Here is a 16,981-nt window from a genome sequence, read left to right on the forward strand (position 1 = left end):
TGACGGCATCCGGGTCGCGTTTGCCTCCATCACACCCATCATCGCAAAAAAGCGCGCCGGTTCATTCCGGCGGATGATGGTGTTTGTCCGTTCAAACGGGCAATATGGAGGGTAGTCATGAAAAAACTTATCGCCGCATTTCTTATCACAATTGCCGCTGGCACCGCTTCGGTCGCGCATGCCGCCGAAAAGGTAACGGTCTTTGCCGCCGCGAGCATGAAGGATGTGATCGAAGAAGCCGCCAAGCAGATCAAGGCCAAGGACGGCACGGAAGTGGTCGCTTCCTTCGCGTCTTCGTCGGTCCTGGCCAAGCAGATCGAGCAGGGCGCACCGGCGCAGATTTTCATTTCCGCCGATCTCGACTGGATGGACTATGTCGAGAAGGCCAATGCCATCGACACGGCGTCGCGCAAGGTGATCGCAGGCAATGCGCTGGTTATCGCCACACAGAAGGATACGGCGAAGGCCGATGTCAAGGAACTGTTGAGCGCTGGCCGTTTCTCCATGGGCGATCCGTCCAACGTGCCTGCCGGTAAATACGGCAAGGCCGCGCTGGAAAAGCTCGATATCTGGAAAGATGTCGAGAAGAATGGCGTCTTCGCGGAGAATGTGCGCGTGGCACTGCAGTATGTCAGCCGTGGCGAAGTTAAGGCGGCCATTGTCTATGCTTCCGACCGTGCTGCCGCGCCCGATCTGGTGGAAGCCTACCGTTTCCCGGTAACCAGTCACGCGCCGATCCTCTATCCGGCGGCTCTCATTGAAAAGAATGAAAACGATGCCGCCAAGGCCTTCCTTGCTTTCCTTGAAAGCGATGCCGGTCAGGCGATCATCAAGGACAAGGGCTTTGTCGGCGCTGCGGAGGCGGGCAAGTGATGATGGAAGTGGGCGTCTGGCCGATTGTGCTGCTGTCACTCCGGGTTGCCGGAATTGCCATCCTTGTCGCTTTGCCAGTCGCGTTCCTTGTCGCGTGGATTCTTGCCCGGTTCGATTTTCCGGGCAAGTCTCTGGCGCAGGCGCTTGTGACCATGCCGCTGGTTCTGCCGCCGGTGGTCACAGGCTATCTGCTGTTGATCCTGTTCGGTGCAAGAGGGGCGTTCGGCGCACCCATGCAGGAATGGTTCGGCCTGTCCTTTTCCTTTCGGTGGACCGGTGCTGCTCTTGCCGCCGGTGTCATGGCGTTTCCGCTGCTCGTCCGTCCGATCCGCCTGTCGATTGAAGGGCTGGATCGCGGGCTTGAAGAAGCGGCGCGGACATTGGGTGCCAGCAGGCTTGTGGCCTTTTTCACCGTGATCCTGCCGCCGCTTTTGCCGGGCGTTCTGGCAGGTGCCGTGCTTGGTTTTGCCAAGGCGCTGGGTGAATTCGGCGCGACCATCACCTTTGTTTCCAATATTCCCGGCGAGACGCGAACCCTCTCGCTTGCGATTTATGCTTTGATGCAAACGCCATCGGGCGATGCTGAAGCCTTCCGACTGATTGCCATATCGGCTGCGATTTCCATCATAGCCGTCGTGCTGTCCGAATGGTTGCAGCGCAGGCTTGCCGGAGATGCCAAATGAGTGGGCTCTTTGTTTCCATCAAGGGCCGCAATGGCAAATTCGCCGTTGAAGCCGATTTTGCAGCGGGTGGTGGCGTCACTGCTTTGTTCGGCCATTCGGGGGCGGGCAAAACCACGCTTTTGAAGATGATTGCCGGAACGTTGCGCCCGGAAAGCGGTCGCATTGCGGTTGGCGATTTTGCGCTGTTCGACGCCGATAAGGGCATTGATCTGCCACCGGAGAAGCGGCGCATCGGTTATGTCTTTCAGGAAGCCCGCCTGTTTCCGCATATGAGCGTCGAGCGCAACCTGACCTATGCGCGCTGGGCGGGACACCGGCAGGCCACGCGCAATTTCGATGAGGTGGTAGCGCTTCTCGGCATCGAACAGCTTCTCGACCGTCGCCCAACGACGTTATCGGGCGGCGAGCGCCAGCGTGTCGCTATTGGCCGGGCGCTGTTGTCAGATCCGGCACTACTGCTGCTGGACGAGCCGCTTTCCTCGCTGGATCATGCGCGCCGACAGGAGATATTGCCCTTTGTCGAGCGGTTGCGTGACGAAAGCCATGTGCCGGTTGTCTATGTCAGCCACGACATTGACGAGGTGGCGCGGCTGGCCGATGAGATCGTGCTTCTTTCCGGCGGCAAGGTGACGGCAAGCGGCGAGGCGGCTTCGATATTTCCGCTGATCGATGAAGGCGATGGAGCAGGCGTGCTGCTGGAAGGCACGGTCGCCTCTTATGACCAGAGTTACAAGCTGGCGGAAATCGACCTCGGCGGCACTTCGTTCCAGTTGACGGATACGGGGCTGAAACAGGGTATGCATGTGCGACTGCGCGTGCGGGCGCGGGACGTTTCTCTGGCGCGTCAGGCGCCAGACGCAATCAGCATTCGCAATGTGCTGCCGGTCATCATTACGGGCATCGAAGCAGGCGAGGGGCCGAACGCGCATGTCTCCCTCGACTTTCAGGGGCGGCATCTGGAGGCGCGTCTGACGCGCCGCTCGGTGGACGATCTGGGCTTGCGGGCAGGCGAACGGGTGGTTGCCTTGGTGAAGGCTGTCTCGGTGGACCGGGCTGCCATTCGGTAAAAATGAAACGGCTACAATAATCTGGTTTGCGTGGCACTGCTTTTATGCTCCTGTCTTGCTGACTGGGAGAACAACATGACTGATTTGCAGAACTGGACGCCACGCCCGAAACCTGAACGCAAAGTGCTGGAAGGGCGCTATGTGCGCCTTGAACCGCTCGACCCGCAAAAGCATGGCGACGAGCTTTTTGCAGCGTCGTCGGTGACTGACGCCGACCAGCGTTTCACCTGGTTGTTCGAATTTCCACCCGCAACCCGCGCGGAATTCGAGCCTTGGCTGGACAAGGTGTCAAAAAGCGAGGACCCGTTGTTCTTCGCCGTCATCGACAAGGCCAGTGGCAAGGTGGCCGGTCGCCAGACCCTGATGCGCATTGATCCTGTGTATGGCGTGATCGAGATCGGCAATATCTATTGGGGGCCGCTGATTTCGCGCAAGCCCGCGGCAACGGAAGCGCAGTTTCTGTTCATGCAATATATCTTCGATGAGCTTGGCTATCGTCGTTATGAATGGAAGTGCAACAACGACAATGCGCCGTCCAAGCGCGCAGCGGAGCGTTTCGGCTTTACCTTCGAGGGGATTTTCCGCCAGCATATGGTGGCCAAGGGCAAGAACCGCGACACGGCCTGGTATTCGATCCTCGACAGTGAATGGCCTGCGCTCAAGAAAGCCTATCAGGCATGGCTTGCACCGGAAAACTTTGATAGTGACGGCCAGCAGATAAAGAGATTTGAGGAGTTCCGAAATCTTGGCTGAACCGCAGAAAAGCCATCCGGCCATCGCCGCCGCCGTCATCCTGATTGGTTTCGGGGTACTCGCTTATTTTGTGCCGAGCATCATGCTGGCACTGGGCGCGCGCTCGCATGTGGCCGCCGCAATCTTCGCGATTGTTTTCGTGCTGGGTTTCTTCGCCATTTTCTGGCTGCGCTCACGCCGCCAGAAAAAGCAACGATAGACCCAACTCAAGTCAGTGCAGGTCCTTTGTATAGACGAATTTGGGCATGCTCCAGTTGAAGCGCAGCGCCAGAAGTCGCAGAACAAGCCCGGCCGCCATCGCCACGAAGGCGGCGGGACCGTGCGGCACATTCAGATATAGGCCGCCGAGAAAAATGCCGCCGGTGACGACTGACACGGTGGCGTAGAGCTCCGAGCGGAACAGCAGTGGCACATCGTTGCACAGCACATCCCGCAACACGCCGCCGACGCAGCCGGTGATCATGCCTGCTGCAATCACGATGATGATCGGCATATTCATGCCAAGCGCCACGCCGCAGCCAATCACCGTGAACACCACCAGGCCGATAGCGTCGAGGAAAAGGAACATCTGCCGCAGGCGATGCATATGGCGCGCGATGAGGATGGTGGCCAAAGCAGCAAAACCGGTGATCACCAGATAGCTCGGATGCTGCACCCATGACAGCGGATGATGATCAAGCAGAACATCGCGTACCGACCCGCCGCCAAGGGCGGTTACACAGCCAAGCAGGAACACGCCAATCCAGTCCATTTCCCGACGCCCGGCGGCCAGCGCTGCTGTCATGGCTTCGGCGACAATGGCCGTGATATAGAGCACGTGAATGAGTTCTTCGCTTGCCGCGCCGCCCATACGTTTTTCCTCGTCTGATTGCTCAGGCGCAGTATTGGCCTCTATACGGATAAGATTTGATAAACAAAGCCGATAATGCTGACTAACGGAGCGGATGCCGTGAGGGCTAGTAAAGCTTCAACGGTTGGATTTGTGGATGCTCGCAAAAATATTGGCCGCGAGATAGCTTTCATCGAAGCTGCAAATCTGCATGAGCGCCGTCCGGTTGAGGAATTTCACCTCATTGTTCCGGAAGGTCAAGAGATTGTCCTCCCGCAGTTCGCGGAGCATCCGGTTGGTGTGGATCGGCGTCAGGCCGAGCGCATCGGCCAGTTCGCTCTGGGTGATGGGGCAATAGAAGCCGTTCTCGTCGCCGGTGCCATTGGCCCGCGCGCGATAGCCCAGTTCAAGCAGAAGATGTGCAACGCGCGAAACTGATGCGCGTCGTCCCAGACTGATCAGATGTTCCAGCAGAATGGTGCGCTGGCGCGCCGTCATCTCCATGAAAGCCATGGCCAGACGCGCCGATTTCAGCATGTTTTCAACCAGCGTATCGAGGTTGATTTCCAGCACCGAAATGTCAGTGATTGAAAACAGCGTGTAATAGTTGAAGCCCAATCCCGTGCGGAACCCCAAAAGGTCGCCCTTCATCGGAAAGTCGAGGATCTGCCTGTCGCCATTCGACAGGTCGCGATAGATGCAGCACCATCCGCTGTTGATGATGAGCACCGAATTCGTCCAGTCACCCTGTCTGGATATGATCGTATGTGGCGCATAGTGCCTGGTCGAAACCGGCATCGATCGCAGAACATTCAGGTCATTCGCCTCGAAGGTCGCATCGATGGGTGGGTTCTTGAGAAGATTGAGCAGCGTGTTGTCTTCGTTATTCAGCCCCATCGGCGTTACCCGGTGCGTGGTTTGGATATCAGGATGATTGCCCGGCTCGTCCTGCACGAAAAGCGTCATATTCGACGGCCAAGCTTCCGTGAGGGGCAATGATTTGGCAAGAGGGCATTTTCTACCACTAATTGGGTAGAATAACGGATACACCCTAAACCATATTTCTATTCGCCCGTTAATCTAGGTTAATGACAGCCCGGGGGAGTTCGGCAATAATTTAGAAAAATAAGAAATATACAAGATCTTAGGGCGACTGAATACAATCATAAAATAGAACACGATGTAATCCTTGTGTTTAACTGCGGTTAAACATGGAAGAGGGTTGCGTTCTTAAAAGATTCAGAGGGCGTTAAAATGAATATTTCTGCACAGTTCAAGGATAAGGACGAGAGCCTCAACTCTCGCAATGTGTATGGGGGCCGCGTTGCTGACCAGCGTGACTTTACCAAGGAAAGGGAACAGTCCCTGATCGTCATCATAGACAGCCGCGCCTTGGATCGCGAATGTCTGGCGCATGGATTAACCAATAATTGCGCCGATATGGCCATTGCAACCTTCAGTTCTTTCGAGCAATGGCAACATCAGCGTCGTAGCCGGACCGCTGCCGCTGTTCTCTTCAATGTGGGCGGGCAGAAAGTATCCGATCCGGCGGTCGGCAATTATCTGAAATCACTCGTTTCCGAATGCGCGCCTGCGCCGGTGATCATCCTTGCCGACAAGGAAGAAATATCGCAGGTCGTCCGCGCGCTGGAGCATGGCGTGAAGGGCTATATCCCCACATCGGTCAATCTGAATGTCTGTATCGAAGCGCTGCGTCTCGCCATGGCGGGCGGCACTTTCGTCCCGGCAAGCAGTGTTCTGGCGCTGCGCCATGCAACCGACACGGGCGCGCAGCGTATTCAGCCACTGGGCGGCATGTTCACACAGCGGCAGGCCGAGGTCGTCAATGCGTTGCGTCGTGGCAAGGCCAACAAGATCATCGCCTATGAGCTGAAGCTGCGCGAAAGCACGGTGAAAGTGCATATTCGCAATATCATGAAGAAGCTCAAGGTGACCAACCGCACGGAAGTAGCCTGCATCATCAACGAGCTTTTCCCTTCGGAAACTTCATTTTCCGACCTGCAATAGCCGTCCAATCCAAGCTGATCCTCCCGTGAAGGAGCATTGTTGTGATTATCTCCGACGTTTCATCAGGAAGCGCGCGGCAGCCGGTTGCCGACCTTCTGGACACTGTCAAGCGCAGAAGGCTGATGCTGACCGTGCCCATTCTCGTGGGCATAGGGGCCGGTTTCCTCGGCTATATGAATGCCCCGGTCTCTTACGTCTCGGAGGCTGTGGTTGTTCTGGACATGCGCCGTCTACAGGCGCTTCCAAGTGAAAGCGCCATCACGCCGCTGCCGCAGGATAGCCCGGTTTTGCGCTCCGAGCTTGATATCATCAATTCGCGGATGATGGCGCGTAAGGTCATCGATATCCTGAAGGCGGACGGCTTCACGGTGCCGCCCGCGGCGACGCAGGATAGCGATCCGGCGACACAGGAGCGGCAGCAGATCGACCTTCTGCTGTCGCGGTTGCAGGTTACCAACGACGGTCGTTCCTATACGATCTTCATTTCGTATCGTGCATCCGATCCGGTCTATGCCGCCAAGGTCGCCAATGCATTCGCGACCGCCTATCTCGACCATCAGGTGGATGTGCAGCAATCGGCGGCCAAGCGCGTCAGCGAGTGGCTTGGCGAAAAGCTGGTCACATTGCGCAACGATCTTGAAACCGCCGAACGGGCGGCGGAAGATTTCCGGCAGAAATCCGGTCTGGCGGGTGATCAGGGGCAGATGACCTTTCAGGCGCAGCGCGTTGCGGCCTTGAATACGGAGATCGTCGCGGCAACCGGTGCCGTGTCGTCAGCAGAAGCGCGGTTGCAGACTGCGCAAGCTCTGAAAGGCAGCAGCGATGCGCCGGCCCTGGCAGAAGTTTTGGCCTCGCCGGCCATCCAGCAATTGCGTAATGAAGAGGCGCGTGTTGAACGCCAGCTGGGCGAGCTGCAATCGAACGGTGCTTTGAAAAGCGCCGAGATTCCGGTTTTGACGGCAGAGCGGGATGCGCTGCGACAACAGATTGTCGGGCAGGTCGATCAGATCGTGCAGAGCCTTAGCAATGAAATCCAGATCGCCCGGCAAAGGCGGTCAAGTCTCGAAGAGGCGCTGAAAGCCGCTGAAGCGGACCTTGCCAGCGCCAATCAGGCGCAGGTAACGGCGGCGCAGCTCGACCGCGAAGCCAATGCCAGCCGCGTTGTCTATGAAAGTTATCTGACGCGGTACAAGCAACTGATCGAGCAGGACGGTATCGCCTCGGCAGAAGCGCAGCTTATTTCCAGCGCCGAACCGGCGATGGCCAAGGCAAGCCCGAAACTGATCAACTGGCTGCTGCTCGGCATCGGCTTGGGCGGGCTTTTTGCCGTTGCGGGTGCGATGCTGAAGGAGACCTTCGATCGGATCAGACCGGCGCAGACTTCATCGCTCGCTTTGCCGGGAATTCCGGCGGCAACCTTGCTGCCTAAAACGCCGCGCCTGACCGTACCTTTGCTGATCAATGGCGGGCTGGACCCGGCCAGCGCTTTCGGGCGCGCCATCAAGTCCGTGCACGATCGTCTGCGGGCGTTGACGCGAGGACGCGATTCACTCGCTCTATCCGTCATTTCCCTGTCCGATACCGACGGCAAAAGTCTGGTAATCACGGCGCTGGCACAGCAATTTGCCGCGAGCGGTGTTTCGATAGCGGTGATTGATGCGACCAATGGCCAGTCCGGCCTTTGTGCGGCTTTCGGTCTGCCTGTTGGTGATTTGCAGCCACCCGCTACAGCCAAAAAGCTGAGTGGTGCGGCACTGATTCACGATCATGGCTCGGGCATCGATATCATCAGGCCGCATCGACCAGCCCCGGAAGGCGACTGGCTGGGCGGGCTCATTGCGCAGCTGCGCGCCGATCACAAGATCATCCTGGTGGATTTGCCGCCCTTCAAGGAAGACAAGCGGTCGGTTCTGATGTCCCGCGCCACGGATACAGCACTTCTTGTGGTCAGCGATGACCGGCGCGATTCCGGTGCAACCAATGCGCTGGTGCAGACGCTGGCCTCTTTTGGCCGCAAGCCCGCGCTTGCCGTCGTCAGTCAGGCCCCGGCGATCTACACGGGAAGGATGGCCGACACGTTGGCGACAGGCCGCGCCCTGCTGTCGGCGCTGTTCAAGCGTGGCCGGTCTGTGCCGGACCCGACCCAGAGACAGATATAGGAGGGGGAGCCATGCCAAAGATCATAGAGAGGCACCGCTTCGCCCGTCATTTGCAGGCATCGGTGTTTTCCGCCGCGCTGTTGTTCGGCGCGGGCAATCTGGCGCTGGCCGAGGGGCAGATTTACCGCGTCGGAGCGAATGACGTGCTGCAAGTCACGGTTTATGGCCAACCTTCCCTCACCGGGCTCTATCCCGTCGATGTGGATGGCAATATCGGTTACCCGGTTGTCGGCAACGTTTCCGTGCGCGGACTGACGACGATTGAAATCAGTGAGAGGATCGCCGCATCCCTGTCGCAGCATATTCCGGGTCTGACGGTGACGGCGACGATCAATCAATATGCGCCGGTCTTTGTTGTCGGCGATATCAAGTCGCCCGGCAAATATGAGTACAGGCCGGGTATGGTCGCGCTGGAACTGATGGCGCTCGGCGGTGGCGCGGGCAAGGGCGAAGCGCCCGCCATGACCGCAGGGATGCAGCTGATCGCTGCACAGCAGGAATATTCCGATCTGCAATTGCAGATTGCCGCCCAGACAATCCGCCGTGCGCGCCTGGCTGCCGAATTGCAGGGGGGCGAGTTCGACTACACGCCATCGCAGCAATCCAACGTATCGAAAGACGATCAGGTGATGGTCCAGCATATGCTGGAAGGCGAACGCACGCTGTTCGACGTGCGCCGCACCAATATGAAAGCCGAGCGGCAGGCACTGGAAGCGCAGGTCGCAAGTTATGGCGATGAAATCCGCACATTGCAGGAAAGCATCAAGCTGCATGATTCCGAAATCCAGCTGTTGCAGGAAAATGTAGATTCCAGCCGGTCGTTGGTCGATCGCGGCCTTGCCGCCAAATCGAACCTGCGTGATCAGGAACGTGACCTGTCGGCGACCCGCCGAGATGCGCTGGAGCTGGCGTCATTTCTGGCGCGGGCGCGGCAAAACCAGCTCGCCGTGCAGCAGCGTATCGCCAATCTGGAAGAGGTCCGGCGCAGCGATGCGGCAACCAGCTTGCAGGAGGTCGATCTCAATCTGGCGCGGATGGAGCGGCGCAGCGGCGCGCAAATCCAGACCATGGCGGAAATCGCCAAGTCTTCCGGCAATATCTCATCATCCGATATGCGCAAGAAGCTGATCTTCACGATCAGCCGCAACGTCAATGGCTCGTTTCAGGACATCGTCGGCAACGAGCGGACGGAAATCAAACCGGGCGATATTCTGCGTATCGAACTCGATATGAGCAAAATCAACACGTCGCCGTCGTAGTGATCCTTTTCCCTCATCCTTGTACGTTGTCGATAGTGTAAAATAGGTGACGTGACGGAGGCGCGTGTCATCCTTGGGACTTGACCCCGTGCCTCAGCAAGCGCCTCCGTTGCATCCTTTCGCTCGAACGGTTGGCTGGGCTTTGAGCCCGCGTTGCAAGGAGGAGCACCCATGGATGCCTCACAGGATTTTATGGTCGGGATAGATGTCTCCAAGGCCTATCTGGATGTTGCGCGCTACGGGGTCACATCGGTGGCGCGATGGAACAACGATGTGACAGGCTGCCATGAACTCGCAGCCGCGGTAGCGGGAGCCAGTCTGGTCGTTGTCGAAGCAACTGGCGGCTACGAGACGCCTATGGTGCGCACGTTGGCGGCGGTTGGCATTGCGGTTGCCGTCGTTAATCCCCGCCAGGTCCGCGACTTTGCCAGAGCCAGCGGTCGGTTGGCCAAGACCGATCGGGTCGATGCGCGGGTCATCCTGCACTTCGCCAAGGCGATGCGGCCGGCACAGATCCCCCATATCGACGACGGCCGCATTGCCTTGGCCGCGCTGGTGACACGCCGCCGCCAACTCATCGACATGGCCATTGCCGAGAAGAACCGCCTCGAACATGCATCTGCAGACATCGCCGCTCTCATCCATGAGTTGCTTGCCTCCTTCAAGGCGCAGCTCATCCGCATCGACACGGCTATCGCCTTGGCCATCGAGGCTGAACCCGAGATGGCAGAACGGCGCAACCTCCTGCTCTCGGTACCCGGCATCGGCGAGACAACAGCCGCCATTCTCATCGCCGAACTGCCGGAACTGGGCAGCATTGATGACAAGAAGCTCGCCGCTCTGATAGGGGTTGCTCCTATAGCCTATGACAGCGGCATGATGCGCGGGCAGCGCCATATCGGCGGTGGCCGCACTACCGTGCGTTGCGCACTCTACATGGCCACCCTGTCGGCCATTCGTTGCTCGACAACAATCAAGATCTTCTACACAAGGCTGCGCGATGCCGGAAAACCGCCAAAGGTCGCCATCGTCGCCGCCATGCGAAAGCTCGCAACCATTCTTAACACCATCCTGCGAAGGCGAACTCCTTGGACCTCTCAACAACACGGTTGCTGAGGAGCCGCCGCAGGCGGCGTCTCGAAGGACGGGAAACGGCTGGCAAACATATCAATTTCCATCTGGAACCCTCGTGCTTCGAGACGGCGCTGCGCGCCTCCTCAGCATGAGGGTGTGGGCGATAATGGGTGAAACAGGTCCTCTATGCCGCGACGGCTTCAGCGCTTTCTTCCACCCAGGCGGAATAGACGGCGCGTAGGCCATCTTCGAGGCTGATGCGTGGCCTCCAGCCGAGTGCGGCCATGCGGGATGTATCGAGGAACTTGCGCGGCGTGCCATCCGGCTTGCTCAGATCATGCTCGAACCGGCCCTCATAGCCCACGACACGGGCAATCAGCAGCGCCAGATCCTTGATCGATATTTCCTCGCCGGAGCCGATATTGACCGGCTCGAACCCATGGTGAAACTGCAAGAGATGCAGGCAGGCCTCGGCCAGATCATCAACATGCAGGAATTCGCGCAGCGGCGTGCCGCTGCCCCATAGGGTCACCTGCTCTGCACCCATGATTTTCGCTTCATGGATTCGGCGCATCAACGCTGGCAACACATGCGACGTTTTCAGGTCGAAATTATCATTCGGACCGTAGAGATTGGTCGGCATTGCCGTCATGAAGCAGTCACCGAACTGGCGCGCGCAGGCCTCGGCATATTTCAGCCCGGCAATCTTGGCGATGGCATAAGCTTCGTTGGTCGCTTCAAGCGGCCCCATCATCAGGGCGTCTTCGGTCAGCGGTTGCGCCGCGTCGCGCGGGTAGATGCAACTAGACCCCAGCCAGAGCAGGCGTTCCACGCCGGTCTGGTGCGCGGCGTGGATGACATTTATGCCGATGGCGAGATTGTCATAGAGAAAATCGGCGGGGGATTGCGCATTGGCAAGAATGCCGCCGACATGGGCCGCCGCAATGATGATGACATCAGGTTTGCGCCCGGTAATGAAGTTCTCGGTTGGTCCCTGACGGGTCAGGTCCAGCGCGCTGTGCGCGGCAGTGATGATGTCGCAATCCGTGCCGTGCAGGCGGCGCAGGATGGCCGAACCGACCATGCCGGTATGCCCGGCGACGAAAATCTTCTTGCCTGCCAGCGAATAGACCGGTTCTGCGGTCCCGTTAATGTCCATAGAAGTCATTGCGCCCAGCCTCCCGCATGATATTGCGCAAATCCCAATCCACCATCTCGGCAACAAGGCTGTCGAAGCCGGTCGTGTGCTGCCAGCCAAGGCGGCTATGGGCTTTCGATGCGTCGCCCAACAGGAAATCCACCTCATTCGGACGGAAATAGCGCGGGTCGATCTCGATCAGGCAATTGCCGGTCTTCCGGTCAATGCCGATTTCCTCCACGCCATCGCCCTTCCATTCAATCTGCTTGTCGACGGCCTTGAAGGCATGTTCGACAAATTCACGCACCGTATGGGTCTCGCCGGTGGCGAGCACATAATCATCCGGTGTCTCTTCCTGCAGGATGCGCCACATGCCCTCCACATAATCGCGGGCATGGCCCCAGTCGCGGCGGGCATTCAGATTGCCAAGACGCAGCTTATCCTGCAAACCGCGCTCGATGGCCGCGACGGCGCGGGTGATCTTGCGGGTAACGAAAGTCTCACCGCGCAGCGGGCTTTCATGGTTGAACAGGATGCCGTTCGAGGCGTGGAAACCATAGGCCTCGCGATAATTCACCGTGGTCCAATAGGCATAGAGCTTGGCCGTTGCATAAGGGCTCTGGGGCATGAACGGCGTATGCTCGTTCTGCGCGTGTGGCGAGGAATTGCCGAAAAGCTCGGAGGTTGAAGCCTGATAGAAGCGGCAAGTCTTGCCAAGGCCGAGAATACGGATGGATTCCAGGAGGCGCAGCGTGCCGAGCGCATCCGTATTGGCGGTGTATTCCGGCGTTTCGAAACTCACCTGCACATGGCTTTGCGCGCCGAGATTGTAAATCTCGTCGGGGCGCACTTCCTGTATGACGCGGCATAGATTGGTGGCGTCGGTCAAGTCGCCGAAATGCAGGCGAAAGCGCACGTCTTCCTCGTGCGGATCCTGATAGAGATGGTCGATACGCCCGGTATTGAACGAGGACGAACGCCGCTTCAGACCATGAACGCGATAGCCCTTCTTGAGCAGAAGCTCACTCAGATAGGCGCCATCCTGGCCGGTAACACCGATGATGAGCGCGGTTTTCTCACGCTGATTATCATGCAAGCTATCGTGCAATCTATCGTTCAAGGGACTGCCCTCCGTCCTGAATATCCATGAGACCATGTTACCGATTTCGTGTCGCGGCAGAACGGCTCCAAAACGGCAAGCACGGCTGTGCCTAACCCTCTTCGGGTGAAGCGGTGATGGTGTCCGCTATGACCCGATGCACCCAAAGAGGTAGGCACTTCGCCCGCTTGGCGTGCCGCCCATGCCTTTGGGTTTCTTGCGATGAACGACCCGCTGTTGCGATGCTACTTCCATGAGGTCGAAAAGACGGGAGACGGGGCTCATGCGCGTTGTGCTTGCCAATCGTTATTTTTATCCGGACCAGTCCGCGACAAGTCGCATGGTCTCCAGTCTGGCGCAGACGCTTGTGGGCGAGGGCATTGAAACGGCGATTCTGACCAGCCGCAGTTTCCATGACAACCGCAGGGAAACCTTGCCCGCGCGTGAGACGATTGATGGTGTCGATGTGCATCGCATCTGGACCTCAGGCTTTGGTCGCGGAAAACTGGCCGGGCGGGCGGTCGATTATGCCACCTTCCATCTTTCCGCTGCGGCCTGGTTCGCGACCCATGCCCGCAAGGACGATATCTGCGTGATCTGCACCGATCCGCCCTTGCTGTCGGTTTCGGCAGCATTGCCGATCCGGCTTCGGCGGGCAAAGCTTGTCAACTGGGTGATGGATCTTTTCCCGGAAACGGCAATCGAGCTTGGTCTGGTTAAACCGGGCAGCGCATCGGCAAGGCTGACGCTGGCGCTGCGCAACTGGTCCATGCGCCAGTCGGCACTGACGATCTGCCCCATTGAGCGCATGTCGCGCTATCTTGCTTCAACGGGCATAGCGCGCGAGAATTTGAGCGTTGTGCATCACTGGGCGGATCGCAACGAGATCATGCCGGTAGCCCCTTCGGAAAATCCGCTGCGCCGCGCCTGGGGGCTGGGGCGAAAATTCGTCATCGGCTATTCCGGTAATTTCGGTCGGGCGCATGAATTCCAGACCGTTCTCGACGCAGCCGAGCGGCTGAAACATATGAAAAGCGTTGTTTTCCTGATGATCGGCGAGGGGCAGCAGCGGGGCTTTGTCGAAAGCGAAGTCAAACGGCGCGGCTTGACCAATGTGATGATGAAGCCGTTTCAACCGGTCGAAAAACTCTCCGAAAGCCTCGGCGCTGCCAATGTCCATCTGGTGTCGCTTAAGCCAGAACTGGAACATTGCATCGTGCCGAGCAAGTTCTACGGGGTGCTGGCAGCGGGGCGTCCGACAATCTTCATTGGCGACCCCGATGGCGAGATAGGCTCCATCGTTCGTGATTTCGAATGCGGCGCAGCATTGCGTCCGGGCGAGGTGGACCGTCTGGTCGAGGCCGTTTTGCATATGCGCCATTCGGCGGTTGGCCGCATGACCATGGGTAACAATGCACGCTATCTGATGGAAACCGCCTATTCCCGCGAATATGGCGCGGCCATGTGGCAATCGGCGGTGGGGCGTCTGGAAGAGAAAAGCGTGCCGGCAGCAATGCCGGTTCTGGATCGCAAATTCCAGTCGGGAGAGCTTCGATGATGGATGGCTCAGTTGTCGTCACCCAGCTTGGGGCGCGTATGCATTATGCCGTACCGCGCATTTTTGCCGACCGGCAAAGGCTCGCGCATTTCTATACCGATATTTGCGCCTTGCAGGGCTGGCCGCGTCTTTTGAACGGTCTGCCGCCCACCATGCTTCCAACCGCCGTGCGGCGGTTGATCGGGCGTGCGCCGCAGGGCATCCCGCAGGAGCGGATGACGACTTTTCCGGGCTTCGGCCTGCATTCCGCCGTGCGCAGGCTTGCCAACCAGACCGGGCCGAAATCGACCGCCAACGCCATCTGGGCCGGACAGCGATTTGGGCAATTGGTGGCGGACAGCGGTTTTCACGGGGCAAGCGGGGTTTACGCGTTCAGCGGTGAGGCGCTGGAGCAGCTGACCGCTGCGCGACAGGCAGGATTATGGACTGCCGTTGAACAGATGATCGCGCCGCGCACTGTGGTCGATCAATTGGCCTGCGAAGAGGAAGTGCTCAATCCCGGCTGGCATGTGTCCGCTGCCGACGATGTGCATGCCGATGATTTTGCAGCACGTGAAAGGGCGGAATGGGCCATTGCCGACGCGGTGGTCTGTCCGTCGGACTTTGTGGCGCGCCATGTAATCGAGGCCGGATGCCAGCCGGATAAGGTGGTGGTCGTGCCTTATGGGGTGGACAAGCGCTTTCCGCTCAATCAATCGCTGCGCGCGCCGGGGCCGTTGCGGGTGCTGACGGTCGGTGCAGTCGGGTTGCGCAAGGGCTCGCCCTATGTGGGCGCGGTTGCGAGGGCTGTGCGGGATATCGCGCAGTTTCGCATGGTCGGGCCGATTGACGTGCAGCCGGAAGCTGTTGCGACCCTGTCGGCCAGCGTGGAGCTGACCGGCCCGATCCCGCGCAGCGAAATGCAGGCGCAGTTCGAATGGGCGGATGTGTTCCTGTTGCCATCGCTTTGCGAAGGGTCGGCCACCGCCGTCTATGAAGCGCTGGCGGCAGGCTTGCCGGTCATTTGCACGGACAATACCGGCAGCGTCGTGCGGCATGGCATTGATGGCTACATTGTGCCGATACGCGACGTGGCCGAGACGGCGGAAATTCTCAAACAACTGACTGGCAATCCGGCCATGCTGGCACGGATGAGCGACAGCGCACGTGAGCGCGCCGCCGATTATACGGTGGCGCGTTATGGCGAGCGTCTTGTCGCAGCCCTTTCGCAGCACACACGGAGATTGGCGGCATGAAGATTGTTCACGTCATCGGTTCCTACGATCCCGCCAAAGGCGGCCCGCAGGCGGTCATTGTCAGGCTGGCGGCGGCGCAGGCAGCACTTGGACATAGCGTGACGATCGTCAGCTATAGCGATGAAGACGTGAACCGCCGCGCGGCCAAGGCCGCCGAAACCATACCGGATTTCGACAAGGTGCAGACGTTATTGCTTCCGATGCCCGATCTGCGGGAAATGCTGTTCGGAAGCCGGGCGGCAAAGGCTATGGCGCCGCTAATCCGTGCGGCGGATTTTGTGCATCTGCACGGTGTCTGGGAAACCAATCTGCTGCGGGCTTCCATGCTGTGCCGTCGCTTCGGCGTGCCATACTGCATCTGTTGTTGCGGCATGCTCGATATGTGGAGCATGCAACAGCGATCGTGGAAGAAGAAACTGGCGCTGGCGCTGGCCTTTCGCCGGATGCTCGATGGCGCGGCCTTCATTCAGGCGCTCAATCGTGATGAAATCGAGCTGATGCGACCCTTGGGGCTGAAGCCGCCAAGCCTGATCATTCCAAATGGCATTTTCCTCGATGAAGTCGAAGGTGACGCTGGCGCTGACGACAGTGCAGCACTGGCAAAACTGCCGAACCGGCGCTTTGTGCTGTTTCTGTCGCGCCTGCATTACAAGAAGGGTCTCGACATTCTGGCCGATGCCTATCGCCGGATTGCACCGATCCTGCCAGATGTCGATCTCGTCGTTGCGGGGCCGGATGGCGGTGCTGAGCATGATTTTCGCGAGCAGATCCGCCAATATGGGCTGGAAAAGCGTGTGCATCTGGTTGGCGGGCTTTATGGTTCCGACAAGATCGCTGCGCTGAAACGGTCAGCCTGTTTTTGCCTGCCAAGCCGGCAGGAAGGTTTCAGCGTCGCCATTACCGAGGCGCTTGCCTGCGGTGTGCCGGTGGTGATCACCGATGCCTGCCATTTTCCTGAAGTCGCCGAGGCGGGAGCGGGCGTAGTCTGCGCTGTGGATGCCGAAGCCGTTGCGGCTGGGCTGATGCAGATTCTGGACGATCCCACGCGGGCGGTCTGGATGGGCGAGGCGGGCCATAAGCTGGTTGGGGACAATTACACCTGGCCGCGCATCGCGCTGCAAACCCTCGATGCCTATCAGTCCTATCAAAAGCGCAAGACAGGCTCGATCATGGGCGGAAATGGCTATAGCCTTATCCGCGAGCGCCGGATGGGACCGGTTTAACCA

Annotated in this window: 16 protein-coding genes; 12 read left to right on the top strand and 4 right to left on the bottom strand. The window is 58.9% G+C overall.

Annotation, left to right across the window (positions count from 1 at the left end):
* Positions 1-117: 117 nt before the first annotated feature.
* The 5 genes from modA (at position 118) to QLQ11_RS12630 (ending at position 3,575) form a co-directional block, all read left to right on the top strand.
* Positions 118-873 carry a molybdate ABC transporter substrate-binding protein gene (gene modA / locus QLQ11_RS12610; protein WP_109367709.1) on the top strand — a complete coding sequence of 252 codons (756 nt, stop codon included), beginning with the start codon at positions 118-120 and terminating at the stop codon, positions 871-873.
* Positions 873-1,556, top strand: coding sequence for a molybdate ABC transporter permease subunit (modB, locus tag QLQ11_RS12615; RefSeq protein ID WP_109367708.1), 684 nt, complete (start codon positions 873-875; stop codon positions 1,554-1,556). Before modA ends, modB begins: the two co-directional genes overlap by 1 nt.
* Positions 1,553-2,623 carry a molybdenum ABC transporter ATP-binding protein gene (gene modC / locus QLQ11_RS12620; RefSeq protein ID WP_109367707.1) on the top strand — a complete coding sequence of 357 codons (1,071 nt, stop codon included), beginning with the start codon at positions 1,553-1,555 and terminating at the stop codon, positions 2,621-2,623. Before modB ends, modC begins: the two co-directional genes overlap by 4 nt.
* A 75-nt stretch (positions 2,624-2,698) precedes the next feature.
* Positions 2,699-3,376 carry a GNAT family N-acetyltransferase gene (locus QLQ11_RS12625; protein WP_121538740.1) on the top strand — a complete coding sequence of 226 codons (678 nt, stop codon included), beginning with the start codon at positions 2,699-2,701 and terminating at the stop codon, positions 3,374-3,376.
* Positions 3,369-3,575, top strand: coding sequence for a hypothetical protein (locus QLQ11_RS12630; protein WP_109367705.1), 207 nt, complete (start codon positions 3,369-3,371; stop codon positions 3,573-3,575). The genes QLQ11_RS12625 and QLQ11_RS12630 overlap by 8 nt, the downstream gene beginning before the upstream one ends.
* A gap of 12 nt (positions 3,576-3,587) precedes the next feature.
* Here QLQ11_RS12630 and QLQ11_RS12635 read toward each other — a convergent pair whose 3' ends face one another.
* The gene (locus tag QLQ11_RS12635; RefSeq protein ID WP_109367704.1) at positions 3,588-4,226 is read right to left on the bottom strand and encodes a trimeric intracellular cation channel family protein; all 639 of its coding nucleotides are present in this window, start codon (positions 4,224-4,226) and stop codon (positions 3,588-3,590) included.
* 117 nt (positions 4,227-4,343) lie between these two features.
* Complete coding sequence (locus QLQ11_RS12640) at positions 4,344-5,102, bottom strand: Crp/Fnr family transcriptional regulator (protein WP_349496908.1); 759 nt, start codon at positions 5,100-5,102, stop codon at positions 4,344-4,346.
* A 357-nt stretch (positions 5,103-5,459) separates the two neighbouring features.
* On the opposite strand from QLQ11_RS12640, the gene QLQ11_RS12645 reads away from it, so the two are divergent.
* From QLQ11_RS12645 to QLQ11_RS12660, 4 genes are all read left to right on the top strand, one after another.
* Entirely contained in the window at positions 5,460-6,233 is a 774-nt protein-coding gene (locus QLQ11_RS12645) for a response regulator transcription factor (protein ID WP_109367703.1), read from the top strand.
* A 41-nt stretch (positions 6,234-6,274) separates the two neighbouring features.
* The gene (locus QLQ11_RS12650) at positions 6,275-8,392 is read left to right on the top strand and encodes an exopolysaccharide transport family protein (protein WP_109367702.1); all 2,118 of its coding nucleotides are present in this window, start codon (positions 6,275-6,277) and stop codon (positions 8,390-8,392) included.
* An 11-nt stretch (positions 8,393-8,403) separates the two neighbouring features.
* Positions 8,404-9,651, top strand: a complete 1,248-nt coding sequence (locus QLQ11_RS12655; protein WP_109367701.1) for a polysaccharide biosynthesis/export family protein — start codon at positions 8,404-8,406, stop codon at positions 9,649-9,651.
* A gap of 192 nt (positions 9,652-9,843) precedes the next feature.
* Positions 9,844-10,767: an IS110 family transposase gene (locus QLQ11_RS12660; RefSeq protein WP_371830834.1), complete on the top strand. Its 924-nt coding sequence runs from the start codon at positions 9,844-9,846 to the stop codon at positions 10,765-10,767.
* Positions 10,768-10,909: 142 nt separating this feature from the next.
* On the opposite strand, the gene QLQ11_RS12665 is transcribed toward QLQ11_RS12660, so the two are convergent.
* Positions 10,910-11,884: a GDP-L-fucose synthase gene (locus tag QLQ11_RS12665; protein WP_109367699.1), complete on the bottom strand. Its 975-nt coding sequence runs from the start codon at positions 11,882-11,884 to the stop codon at positions 10,910-10,912.
* Positions 11,874-12,959, bottom strand: coding sequence for a GDP-mannose 4,6-dehydratase (gene gmd / locus QLQ11_RS12670; protein WP_109367698.1), 1,086 nt, complete (start codon positions 12,957-12,959; stop codon positions 11,874-11,876). Before gmd ends, QLQ11_RS12665 begins: the two co-directional genes overlap by 11 nt.
* A 286-nt stretch (positions 12,960-13,245) precedes the next feature.
* Between gmd and QLQ11_RS12675 the strand changes: the two genes are divergently transcribed.
* The 3 genes from QLQ11_RS12675 to QLQ11_RS12685 are packed head-to-tail and all read left to right on the top strand — an operon-like array spanning position 13,246 to position 16,978.
* Entirely contained in the window at positions 13,246-14,520 is a 1,275-nt protein-coding gene (locus QLQ11_RS12675; protein WP_109367697.1) for a glycosyltransferase family 4 protein, read from the top strand.
* Positions 14,520-15,755, top strand: coding sequence for a glycosyltransferase family 4 protein (locus QLQ11_RS12680; protein ID WP_109368018.1), 1,236 nt, complete (start codon positions 14,520-14,522; stop codon positions 15,753-15,755). Before QLQ11_RS12675 ends, QLQ11_RS12680 begins: the two co-directional genes overlap by 1 nt.
* Positions 15,752-16,978 carry a glycosyltransferase gene (locus tag QLQ11_RS12685; protein WP_109367696.1) on the top strand — a complete coding sequence of 409 codons (1,227 nt, stop codon included), beginning with the start codon at positions 15,752-15,754 and terminating at the stop codon, positions 16,976-16,978. Before QLQ11_RS12680 ends, QLQ11_RS12685 begins: the two co-directional genes overlap by 4 nt.
* Positions 16,979-16,981: the final 3 nt, after the last annotated feature.

Source organism: Ochrobactrum sp. SSR (assembly GCF_030067775.1).
GTDB lineage: Bacteria > Pseudomonadota > Alphaproteobacteria > Rhizobiales > Rhizobiaceae > Brucella > Brucella teleogrylli.

What these genes read in the sequence shown, in the direction of transcription:
- modA (WP_109367709.1), top strand. Translation starts at nt 118, where the DNA reads ATGAAAAAACTTATCGCCGCATTTCTTATCACAATTGCCGCTGGCACC.
- modB (WP_109367708.1), top strand. Translation starts at nt 873, where the DNA reads ATGATGGAAGTGGGCGTCTGGCCGATTGTGCTGCTGTCACTCCGGGTT.
- modC (WP_109367707.1), top strand. Translation starts at nt 1,553, where the DNA reads ATGAGTGGGCTCTTTGTTTCCATCAAGGGCCGCAATGGCAAATTCGCC.
- QLQ11_RS12625 (WP_121538740.1), top strand. Translation starts at nt 2,699, where the DNA reads ATGACTGATTTGCAGAACTGGACGCCACGCCCGAAACCTGAACGCAAA.
- QLQ11_RS12635 (WP_109367704.1), bottom strand. Translation starts at nt 4,226, where the DNA reads ATGGGCGGCGCGGCAAGCGAAGAACTCATTCACGTGCTCTATATCACG.
- QLQ11_RS12640 (WP_349496908.1), bottom strand. Translation starts at nt 5,102, where the DNA reads ATGGGGCTGAATAACGAAGACAACACGCTGCTCAATCTTCTCAAGAAC.
- QLQ11_RS12645 (WP_109367703.1), top strand. Translation starts at nt 5,460, where the DNA reads ATGAATATTTCTGCACAGTTCAAGGATAAGGACGAGAGCCTCAACTCT.
- QLQ11_RS12655 (WP_109367701.1), top strand. Translation starts at nt 8,404, where the DNA reads ATGCCAAAGATCATAGAGAGGCACCGCTTCGCCCGTCATTTGCAGGCA.
- QLQ11_RS12660 (WP_371830834.1), top strand. Translation starts at nt 9,844, where the DNA reads ATGGTCGGGATAGATGTCTCCAAGGCCTATCTGGATGTTGCGCGCTAC.
- QLQ11_RS12665 (WP_109367699.1), bottom strand. Translation starts at nt 11,884, where the DNA reads ATGGACATTAACGGGACCGCAGAACCGGTCTATTCGCTGGCAGGCAAG.
- QLQ11_RS12675 (WP_109367697.1), top strand. Translation starts at nt 13,246, where the DNA reads ATGCGCGTTGTGCTTGCCAATCGTTATTTTTATCCGGACCAGTCCGCG.
- QLQ11_RS12680 (WP_109368018.1), top strand. Translation starts at nt 14,520, where the DNA reads ATGGATGGCTCAGTTGTCGTCACCCAGCTTGGGGCGCGTATGCATTAT.
- QLQ11_RS12685 (WP_109367696.1), top strand. Translation starts at nt 15,752, where the DNA reads ATGAAGATTGTTCACGTCATCGGTTCCTACGATCCCGCCAAAGGCGGC.